The 9,627-nt window shown below is 74.0% G+C and carries 8 protein-coding genes and 1 pseudogene; 3 read left to right on the forward strand and 6 right to left on the reverse strand.

Going from position 1 to position 9,627, the window contains the following annotated elements:
• Window positions 1–461 (forward strand): annotated as a pseudogene (locus EDJALFJO_RS34280) (hypothetical protein); the annotation flags it as partial.
• Between the two features lie 7 nt (window positions 462–468).
• Here EDJALFJO_RS34280 and EDJALFJO_RS11755 read toward each other — a convergent pair.
• Complete coding sequence (locus tag EDJALFJO_RS11755) at window positions 469–1,290, reverse strand: polysaccharide deacetylase (protein WP_088285383.1); 822 nt, start codon at window positions 1,288–1,290, stop codon at window positions 469–471.
• 285 nt (window positions 1,291–1,575) lie between these two features.
• Between EDJALFJO_RS11755 and EDJALFJO_RS11760 the strand changes: the two genes are divergently transcribed.
• Window positions 1,576–2,745, forward strand: a complete 1,170-nt coding sequence (locus tag EDJALFJO_RS11760) for a sensor histidine kinase (protein WP_143448512.1) — start codon at window positions 1,576–1,578, stop codon at window positions 2,743–2,745.
• Entirely contained in the window at window positions 2,742–3,404 is a 663-nt protein-coding gene (locus tag EDJALFJO_RS11765) for a response regulator transcription factor (protein WP_088285387.1), read from the forward strand. The genes EDJALFJO_RS11760 and EDJALFJO_RS11765 overlap by 4 nt, the downstream gene beginning before the upstream one ends.
• Here EDJALFJO_RS11765 and EDJALFJO_RS34285 read toward each other — a convergent pair.
• From EDJALFJO_RS34285 to eccB, 5 genes are all read right to left on the reverse strand, one after another.
• Window positions 3,370–4,554, reverse strand: a complete 1,185-nt coding sequence (locus EDJALFJO_RS34285) for a S8 family serine peptidase (protein WP_158220406.1) — start codon at window positions 4,552–4,554, stop codon at window positions 3,370–3,372. The two genes, EDJALFJO_RS11765 and EDJALFJO_RS34285, sit on opposite strands and share 35 nt — an antisense overlap.
• A gap of 158 nt (window positions 4,555–4,712) precedes the next feature.
• A complete protein-coding gene (locus EDJALFJO_RS34290) occupies window positions 4,713–6,437 on the reverse strand; it encodes a hypothetical protein (protein WP_158220407.1) in 1,725 nt (574 codons plus the stop codon).
• 69 nt (window positions 6,438–6,506) lie between these two features.
• Window positions 6,507–7,643: a hypothetical protein gene (locus tag EDJALFJO_RS11775; RefSeq protein ID WP_088285391.1), complete on the reverse strand. Its 1,137-nt coding sequence runs from the start codon at window positions 7,641–7,643 to the stop codon at window positions 6,507–6,509.
• 1 nt (window position 7,644) lies between these two features.
• Window positions 7,645–7,989: a hypothetical protein gene (locus EDJALFJO_RS11780; protein ID WP_088285393.1), complete on the reverse strand. Its 345-nt coding sequence runs from the start codon at window positions 7,987–7,989 to the stop codon at window positions 7,645–7,647.
• A gap of 172 nt (window positions 7,990–8,161) precedes the next feature.
• The coding region (eccB, locus tag EDJALFJO_RS11785; RefSeq protein WP_233149814.1) for a type VII secretion protein EccB at window positions 8,162–9,627 on the reverse strand (1,466 nt) is incomplete at its 5' end.

Here is a 9,627-nt window from a genome sequence, read left to right on the forward strand (position 1 = left end):
ACGGTCTTCGGCACTTCGTCGCCGGTGACCCGGACTCGCCGGTCCGCGACACCGTCGTCGGCGACGACCCCGAGGACTCGGGCCAGAAGGGGGTCAACTACCGGGTCGCCCCGGTGCACCCGCGCACGGTGCTCGCGGACCCGGACCCGTCCACCCCGGTCTGGCACGCCAAGGTCGGGGACACGCTCTGGCTGCGCCTCGTCTGCGCGGCCGACAAGCCGCGCAACCACACGTTCACCGTTCACGGGCAGGCCTGGGACGCCGCTCCGTGGCTCGCGCGCCGTGACGGGGACGCCCGGACGTCGGGCCCGTGGGTCGGCTCGCTCTCCGGGCTCACGGCCGGCAGCGTCCACAGCCTGGAGCTGGAGGCCCGTGAACCCGGCGACCACGCCTACCGCAGCGGTGTCTTCCGGTGGGCGGTCCCGCAGGGGGTGTGGGGCATCCTCCGGGTCGAGCCCTGACCCGGTCCTACGCGAGGCTCGCGCGGGCGTTCGCGGCCGCCTGGCCCGCCTGGAGGAACCGGGTGCCCGGCTGCTCACGCAGGTCGGTGAGGAACGCCTCGAGCATGAGCAGCCGCCCCGGGCGGCCGATGACCTGCGGGTGCATGGTGAGCATGTAGAGGCCGCCGAGCGCCCGGTAGCCCGCCGCCTCCTCGGCCCAGATCGCCCGGACCTCCGCCGCGCTGCGGATCGTCTTGCTCCACGTGGAGTTGTCGAACCAGAAGTGCGGCGCGTCGTCGAGCGTCCAGTGCACGGGCAGCTCGACGAGGTCGTGACCCGGGTGCAGGTACGGCCGGACGTCGTCCATGAGGTTCGAGGAGTACGTGAACCCGTGGCGTACGAGCAGGTCGAGGGTCACCGGGCTGAAGCTCCAGGCGGGCGAGCGGTAGCCGCTGACCTCCGCGCCGAACCCGTGGAGCACCTCGAGACCGCGGACCAGCTCGGCCTCCTCCTGCTCCGGCGTGAGCCGGGCCGGGTGGGTGTGGGTGTACCCGTGGTGCCCGATCTCGTGACCCGCCGCGACGATCGCATCGACCCGCTGCGGGTGCCGCTCCGCGACCCGGCCCGGCACGAAGAACGTCGCGGGCAGCCCGAGCCGGTCCAGCAGCGCGAGGACCGCCGGCACCGCGACCTTGGCGCCGTAGGTGCCCTGCGAGAGCGTGCCGGGCCGGTCCGCGTTCGCCGGGTCGCTGCCGATCCAGACCTCCTCGGCGTCGAAGTCGAAGCTGAGGACGACGTCGAGGGTCTCGGTGCCGGGCACCGGGGCCTCCTGGGCGGGGCGGGCCGTCATGTCGCCACCCTAGGCGTCCGGCGCCGGCCGAGGCGGTGGGCCGCGGGCTCGTCAGCCGGCTCACGCTCGACGCCCGGTCGAGCCCGTTCCTCGGGCTGCTGAACTGCATGTCCGGACGCATAGACACTATGGGTCGAACGCCCTAATCTGACCGACGTTGCCCCGAGAACGATCTTCGTCGAGGGACACGACCGTAGGCAGGGCAGCGGTGCGGTGGAAGCGCCGGCGGCCTCGCGGACGCGGTACGGGGAGCATCACGTAGGACAGCGACGGACGGGGCGTCACGTGGACCTTCGCGCACTGGTTCGGCCCGAGCGTGCCGAAGAGGACGCGGCGATCGCACTGGCGGCAGTGGTCATCACCCAGCTCGCGGTCGCCGCGACGATCCTCATGGCGTTGGCGCTGGAAGGGCTGCCGGAGGCCCTCGCGGTGCTGCCCGAGTGGTTCGTCGGCGCGCTCACCGGGCTGCTCACGGCGAGCGCGGCGTGGCGTTGGCGCCAGGGGCGGGGCTCTGTGCCCAAGGCCGTCGCGTGGCTCAACGCAGGGACCGCCGGTGCCCTGAACCTGGCCGTCGCCGCCCGCTCGACGGTTCCCATCGACGAGGCGCCGGCAGACGCCTCCTGGTGGTTCGCCGTCGGGGCCATCGCAGTGGTCGGAGCGGTCTGCGGCTGGCTGAGCGCCGCGATCCTGGCCTGCGCGGCGGTGTCGGTGATGGGCGCGATGGTCGTCCTGAGCCAGGCGCCGCCCACGAGCATCGGCAACTACTTCGTCGAGGGGGCGGCCGACCTCGTCGTCGTGGTGGCTGCCACCGAGCTCGTCAGCCGGCTGATCCAGCGACGGGCTGACGCCGGCCGCATGGAGGGCCGGCTGGTCGCGCACGGGCAGATGCTGCGCACCATGCACGACACCGCGCTGCAGGCCCTCGAGGCGATCGCCCTGCGCGCCGAGTCGGGAGGCCCGCCCGACGACGTGCTCGCAGACGTCCACCGACACGCCCGGCGCGAGGCCACAGCCCTGCGCCACTTGCTCAAGGCCGACCCCGATGGCGCGGCCGGGGACGTGCAGGCGGCGATCGAGAGGCTCGGGGAGACGTTCGCCGGTCGCGGTCTGCAGGTCGAGCTGGTCCTGCCGGACATCGAGGACGTCCGGCTCGAGCCCGCGGCGCTGGACGCCCTCGTCTGGGCGGCCGGCGAGGCCCTCGCCAACGTCGTCAAGCACTCCGGGTCCTCGGGCGCCGTGCTGCTCGCGGGTGTCGACGGCCCCGACCTGGTGGTTTCCGTGCGTGACCATGGCGTCGGCTTCGACACCGCCCGCCCGCGGGACGGGTTCGGGGTGGACTTCTCGATCCGTGCACGACTGAAAGAGATCGGCGGAGACTCCGAGATCTGGTCCCGCCCCGGTCGCGGCACGAGGGTGACCCTCAGGTTGCCGACGAGACAGGTGGTCGGGGCATGAACCGCTCGATGCGGCAGCTGCGGATCGCCATCGTCGAGGACCACCCGCTGTACGCCGAAGCTCTCGTGGGCGCCGTGTCGCGGGTGCCCTTCATCACGATCGTCCACTCGGCCCGCTCGCTGCGCGGCTACCTCGCGGCGCCCGATCTGCAGGTGGACGTCGTGCTGCTCGACCTCGGGCTGCCCGACACCACCGGCGCCGAGGGGGTGCGGGCCGTCACGGCACGCGGCCACAAGTGCCTGGTCATCTCTGCGGAGGCCCAGCCCGACGCGGTGCTGGCGGCGATGGCCGCCGGCTCCCGCGGCTACCTCACCAAGCACACGACGGCCCAGCAGGTCGTCGAGGCGATCCGGATGGTGGCCGCCGGCCAGACCTACATCTCGCCGACCCTGGCCTCCTTCCTGCTCGGCGCCGGCCGTCCGGGCTCGCGCAGCGGCCCCAGCCTGACCGGTCGCGAACGTGAGGTGCTGTCCATGGTGGCCGCCGGCGAGACCGACCAGGACATCGCAGAGGCGCTGCGGATCAGCGTCCGGACCGTCCGTTCCTACCTGGAGCGGGTGCGGGAGAAGACCGGCCAGCGTCGACGTCCCGACCTCACCCGGTACGCCATCGCGCACGGTCTCATCACGTCCGACGGGCGTGCCGTCCCGAAGCGTTGAGCTCCCGTCCGTCGGGCTCCCCCGGGCCGGTACCGGGCCCCTGCCCGGACGCAGGGGCCGGGGAACGTCGCTGCGGCCGCCAGCGGCGCCTGCGACCCACCTGCACGGTGGCGCCGGCGCCGAGAACCGCGAGCACCGTGACCGCGCCCGCCGCGGCCGTGCCGACCGCCAGACGCCGTGTGCGCAGGTCGGCGCCGGGAGGTGTCCTCGCCACCGGCGGGGGCACCTGCGGGCGCCGGGAACCGCCGATCCGGTCCTCCTCCTCGGGCAGCACCGCGGCGACCGCCGCGTACGGGTTCACGACACCGGCCCCGGTGCCGCTCGCCGTGGTGCGGTCGGCGGTCACCGCGATCCTGTGGGCCACCTGCGCCGGGTCCAGCCGTGGGTGCGCGGAGCGCACCAGCGCGACGACGCCGGCCACGTAGGCGGCGGACATCGCCGGGGCGGTGCCGACGCTCGTGTGCGCCAGGAGGCCGGCGCGCCCGCCTGCCCCGGTGCTCCACAGGTCGGCTCCCGGCGCTGCGACGTCCACGCCGGCACCCACCTCCGAGCCGTCGACGAGTCCGTCCTCGCGGTCGACCCCGACCACCCCGATGACCCCCGGGGACGACGTGGGGTACGTCGGCCCCGCCTCGTCGCGGGTGCCCGCGTCGCCTGCCGAGACCACGACCGCACCGCTCACCAGTGCGGCCCGCACCGCGGCGCGCAGCCTCGCGGAGTCGCGCCGGGTGGCGACGGTCACGCAGACCACGTCGGCGCCCTGCGCCACCGCGAACCGGATGCCGGCAGCGATCGAGTCCGGGCCGCCGGGCGGGTCGCCGCGGTCGACGGCCTGGGTGACCCGCACGGGCAGGATCCGGGCGCCCGGCGCGAGCCCGACCACCGCGGTGAGCCGGTCGGGGCGAGCGGCGATGATGCCGGCCGCCACCGTGCCCCGGCCGTCGCAGTCGGAGTCGGCCCGCCCGCCGGGGGAGCGGTCGATCACCTCCGTGCCGGTCAGCACCTGACCGGGCCCGAACTGCGGGTTCCGCGCGTCCACGCCGGTGGCGACGACCGCCACCAGCTGTCCGCCACCGGTGGCCAGCGGCCAGACCCGGGTGGGGTCGAGCCGTGTCAGCGCCCACGGCACGGGGCCCTCGTGGCGGCTCACGGCGTGCGTGCAGGACGCCCCTGCCGCCTCGGCCGGGGCCGCCGTCAGGGACGCCGCGAACGGACCGCAGAGGGCGGCAGCGAGCGTCAGCGCGACCGCACGCCCGCCGTGCCGTCGGCGCCGACGACGGCACCCGCCGCTCCCCCCGGAGCGTCCGGTCAGGGCGCTGCGACCCACCGGCGCCAGGTGTTGTCTCGGATGGCAGCGCCGGCATCCTGGATGTCGTCCCACTCGGCCTGCAGCCGCGCCTGCCGCGCGGCCTCCTGGGCCGCGACCTGGGTCTCCATCTCGGGCGTCATCCGCACCAGGGTGTGCTGCTCGAAGGGCCCCCACGCGCTGCGCTCGAGCACGATGTCGCCGGCGTGATGGCCGGCCCGCGGGTCGGCGCCCGCCATCGCCTCCAGGTACGACATCCCTGACATCGCACCGCTCATCGCGGCGCCGACGGTGATCGTGGCCGGGTGCTGCTGGAGGTACTCCCACTTCGGCCTGGCCCAGTCGTGGGCGGCCTGCGTCCAGCTGTTCGGCTCGGGCGGCCGCTGGCTGTAGGTGTCCGCGATGACCGTGGTCGCGCCGCCCACCCCGAACTCGGTGAGGAACGTCGCCGAGCCCTCGCCGATCATCGCCCCCTTGCCGCCGGTGCGCACCCCCCAGGCCGCCTCACCGCCGAAGAGGACCGCCGCCGGGACGCCGATCATCGTGGTGTCGTAGCCGACGTTGCCCCACCAGGCCTCGTTGCTCAGCGCGATCGGCTTGCCGACGCTGTCGATCAGCTCGGGCCGGGTCATGATCCCGTGCTCGTACGCCCACGGCTTCTGCGCCAGCGCCCAGCTGGTGATCGAGTTGTTGAGTCCCAGCAGCCCGGGCACGTTCGTCTTGTACTTGGCGCCCAGCAACTTCCCCGCCGCCCAGTTGGTGCTGTACGCGGCGGCGTAGTTGCCCGCGATCGTCGTCGGGAGCTGGTACCACGTGTTGTCGAACAGCGTCTGGTCGAGCCCGTAGGTGATGACGTTGCGGGCGATGCCTGCGGGCATCGTCATGATGCCGAACTGGACTGCGTCGGCCGGGCCCAGGCGGCCCTTCATCCGCACGTACTCGGGGCCGAAGTTGATGACGCCCTGGGCGACCCCGAACGCGAGCTCGGTCTCGCCGACGAGGACGGTGCCGTCGCCCCTCCTGAGCCCGGCAGCGACCTCGAGGGCGCGGCGCCTGACCACGGGGTCGAACCAGGCGCGGATCCCCTCGGCGGTCGGCGTGGCCGCGGTCAGCCGCCGGGCGACCTCGCGCATGTCGGTGTCGAGGCGCCTGACCACTTCCAGCCCCTGCGGCTGGTAGGCCTCGAAACGCTTCTGCAGGCGGGTGGCGTACTCGGCCCGCGCGTTGAGCACGACGCCCTCGGTGCTGGCGAAGGCGTTCACGAGCTGTCGCTGCATCTCGGCGTCCCGCAGGAACGCCAGCGTGACGCTGCGAGCGTTCGCCTGGGCCATGCGCAGCGCGCCCGCCGCCGCCGTGAGCGCGGAGGCCACCTCGGGGAACTTGTCCTGCTCCTGGTGGAGGCGGGCCTGCAGGCCGTCCGAGGCCAGGCTGAACGCCTCCCTGGCGGGGCCCGTCCACGTGACGGTGGCGCGGTCCGCCTGCTCCATCCTGGTGCGCAGCCCGCCCATCGCGAACGCCGCACCGCTCCAGTCCGCGGCCGTCCGGTCCAGGCGGTCCGGGTCGCCCGTGGTGGAGGCGACGATCATGCCGAACCACACCATGTACCGCTCGAGATCGGCACCGAAGGTGCCCGCCCAGGCCGGCACCTCCTCCTGGGTGGCGGGCCAGGAGGACGGGCCGGCGCGGACGGGGGCCGGCACCGGCGCTGTCAGGGTCTGCTGGGTCATGACCGCCTCTGGGGTCGGGAGTCACGGGGAGGGGCGCCAGGGCGGACGGCGGGGGACGCGTCGTCCGGGTCAGCCCGTGCGGCGGTGCGGCTTCGGGTCGTCGGCGACGTCCACGTCGACCGAGACCTTCTGGCCGTGCAGCGTGCCGTCGAAGTGCCCGTCCTTGTTCGTCGTCACCTGGAACGAGGCGTCGCCGTCGCGGACGGTCACCGTGACGCCGTCCGAGCTCCCGTGGCTGTTGCCGTGGCTGTTGCCGTGGCTGTTCGCGTGGCTGTTGGTGTGGCTGTTCGCGTGGCTGCTGCCGTTGCCCGGGGCGGCGTCGCCCGAGACGGTGACCGCCCCCGGATCCACCGGGGTGAAGCCCGGCACCGCACCGCCGCCGCCGTTCGCCGCGTACCCGATGGCCGGCACGACGTTCCCGGTCGAGGGGAAGCCCGAGCTGGGCATGTAGCTGCCGTACGGGTTGTAGCCCCCGGCGGGGGTGTACTCCGCCGGCACGTACTGGCCGTTCTGCGGGTACTGGGGGTACTGGCCGTTCTGCGGGTACTGGCCGTTCTGCGGGTACTGCCCCGGGGAGTACGCGGCCGCCGGGACGTAGTGACCGGCGTAGCCGCCCTCGGCCATCGGGATGGCGCTCGCGTAGCGGCTGTCCGACTGGCGCACCTCGTGGCTCGCGTCGTCGCCCGCGAGGTTCTCGTAGAGCTGGTAGAACGTGTTGATCGTGTTGGCCACCTGGGCCAGCTCGGCCACGGTCTCGATCGTCGCCATCGCTCCTGTGGGCGAGACCAGGCTCGAGGTGTAGGGGTTGGAGTTCAGCGCCGACAGGAGCGCGTTGACGAGGATCGACTTCGTCATCGACGAGGTCTGGGTGCTCTGCACCTCGTCGGCGTGCCGGTCGGTGATGCCGGCGAGCGACTGGTCGCCGTCGCTGACCACCCGGCGCATCGACTCGTAGGCCCGGCCGGTGTCGTCGGCCAGCGACATCCACGACTGCCGGGCCCTGCCCTGCGGCCATGCCTGCTCGAGGTCGTGGGCCAGGTCGCGGTAGTCCCGCTCGAGCTGCTCCATCTCGGCGGAGATCGAGCGCAGCTGGGCCGTGTAGGCGCGCAGGCCGGCGGCGTTGCCGGTGCTGAGCAGCTGGTCCATGTAACGGTTGCCGCCGCCGTTGCTGTCCCAGAGGCCGCTGGCGGCCTGGAAGTAGGTCATGTCAGGCCGTCCCGGTGAACGCCGCGCCCGCCCGGGCACGCGCGATCCGCTCGTCGCTGTCCATGGTGCGTTGCGCCTCGTCGAGGATCTCGGCGACCGACTGGTCCTGGCGCACGTAGGAGTCGACGATCTTCTCCAGCGCCTCACGCATGGCGATGAGCTTGGCGAGCATCACCGCTGCGCTGATGCACAGCGCCTGGTGCTTGGCCTGCTGTCCCGCGGCGGCGGGTGCACCGAGGACGGAGAAGTCCGACGGGTTGGCCCGGGTGGCCTGCAGCCGGGCCAGGACCTGCGTGTAGCGGGCGATCATCTCGGCCAGCCGGGCGATCGCCCGAGCCGCCGCCACGGGATCGATCTCCTGACTGTCCTGCCCTTGGCTCACGTCGGCACCGCCTTCCCTGACTCGCGCGGGCAGGGAGGCCCGACGCTCGGCGTCAGCGTAGGAACGCGGCGCCATGACGGTGCAGGTCGTAATTCACGAGCCGGCGGGCGGCCGAATTGCCGTCACCCGGGACGGTTCAGCCGCCGACACGAGCGGCCACGTCCGCGGGGTCCAGCGCCGGTCCGGTCGGCAGCAGGTCGAGCACCGCCCCGGGTGCGGTGGTCACGGTGGCGCCGCGGTAGCCGAGCGCGTCGACGGCACGTGCGTCGGGCAGCGGGTACTTCGTCCCCTGGTCGGTGACGAGATAGGCGGCGCTCGTCGGGAAGCCGGCACCCACGGACTCGCGGACGAGCGCTCCCCGGCCCGGGGGCACGAAGACCTCGTCCGCGCGGGCGGTCCGGTCCGCGTCCGCCGGGGCGGTCCGCGCCCCGCCGACGACCACTCCCCGGAGGGCGGCCGCCCGCAGGTCGACGATGGCGGTGATGCCCGTGCCGTCGGCCGCCAGCGTGGCGCAGACGGTCGAGGACCGCCCTGCCGCGGCGGTCGCCGCGCGCGCCAGCCGGGGCAGGCGGTCGGGGTAGCCGCTGTCCACCAGCGGTGCCGGGGCGAGAGCGGCCCCGGCCACGCCTGCGGGCGTCAGCGGCCCGGCGGTCGCGGGCACGCCGGGGTCGGCGAGGATCAGCTGGGCCTCGGTCTCCGTGAGTGCGGACAGGCCCTGCCGGGTGAGCACGTAGTACTGGGTGGTGCCGCTCAGCTGGTCCACCCGGAAGACCTGGCCGAGCGTGGTGCCACGGCCCTCGAGGGTGGGACCTCGCTCGCCGGCCCCGGCCACGGCGACGAAGTTGAGGTCCGGCCCGGCGGGCAGCGCCGACACCCAGGCGACGCCCACCGACAGGTCGGTGGACGTGTCGGCGTAGCCGAGGGCCTGCGCCACGGCCTTGGAGGGCAGCAGGAAGCGCCGGCCGTCGGTGACGAGGTAGCGGCGGCCCAGGTCCGGCACGGTGACGACGACCCCTTCCTCTTCGGCCAGGACCGTCCTGCCCGCCGGGACACCGAGCGCCGCGGTCACGGAGACCACGACGGGGGCGCCCGGCGCCTGCTCGGCGTTGCTGCACAGCGACCACGGTCCGCTCAGCAGCCGGTCGGACGGTGGCAGTGAGTCGGGCGCTCCCGGGATGCCCACCATCGCCCCCCGCGGGGCGACGGCCAGGGACTTGCGCGACACCGCGACGGTCCCGGCCCGCGGGCTCCCGAGGAACAGCCGGGCGGAGGCGTAGTTGAGGGCGGGGTGCAGGGTGCCGTTCTGGTCGAGCACGAACCGCGCACCGGTCTCCTTCTCCACGATCACCGAGCCGCCCTTGAGCCAGACCCGGGCACCGTTCGGGCGCAGCACACCGATGACGATGAGTGTGGCCGCCACCAGCAGGGCGACGCTGCAGCCGGCGATGGTGGAGACGATCACCCGCCGCGTCGGCGACTCGGTGTGGTTGGCGTCGCCCACGACCACTGCCGAGACGAGCCGGCGCCGCAGGAACTGGTACGCCTGCAGCTGGTCGCGACGGGACCACATCGAGCCCTCCGGACGGGGGGTCGGGGACGGGG

This window comes from Kineosporia sp. A_224 (genome assembly GCF_002198655.1).
In the GTDB taxonomy this organism is placed as follows: domain Bacteria; phylum Actinomycetota; class Actinomycetes; order Actinomycetales; family Kineosporiaceae; genus R-H-3.

Coding starts and splice junctions, on each gene's coding strand:
- EDJALFJO_RS11755 (WP_088285383.1), bottom strand. CDS start 1,290: ATGACGGCCCGCCCCGCCCAGGAGGCCCCGGTGCCCGGCACCGAGACC.
- EDJALFJO_RS11765 (WP_088285387.1), top strand. CDS start 2,742: ATGAACCGCTCGATGCGGCAGCTGCGGATCGCCATCGTCGAGGACCAC.
- EDJALFJO_RS34290 (WP_158220407.1), bottom strand. CDS start 6,437: ATGACCCAGCAGACCCTGACAGCGCCGGTGCCGGCCCCCGTCCGCGCC.
- EDJALFJO_RS11775 (WP_088285391.1), bottom strand. CDS start 7,643: ATGACCTACTTCCAGGCCGCCAGCGGCCTCTGGGACAGCAACGGCGGC.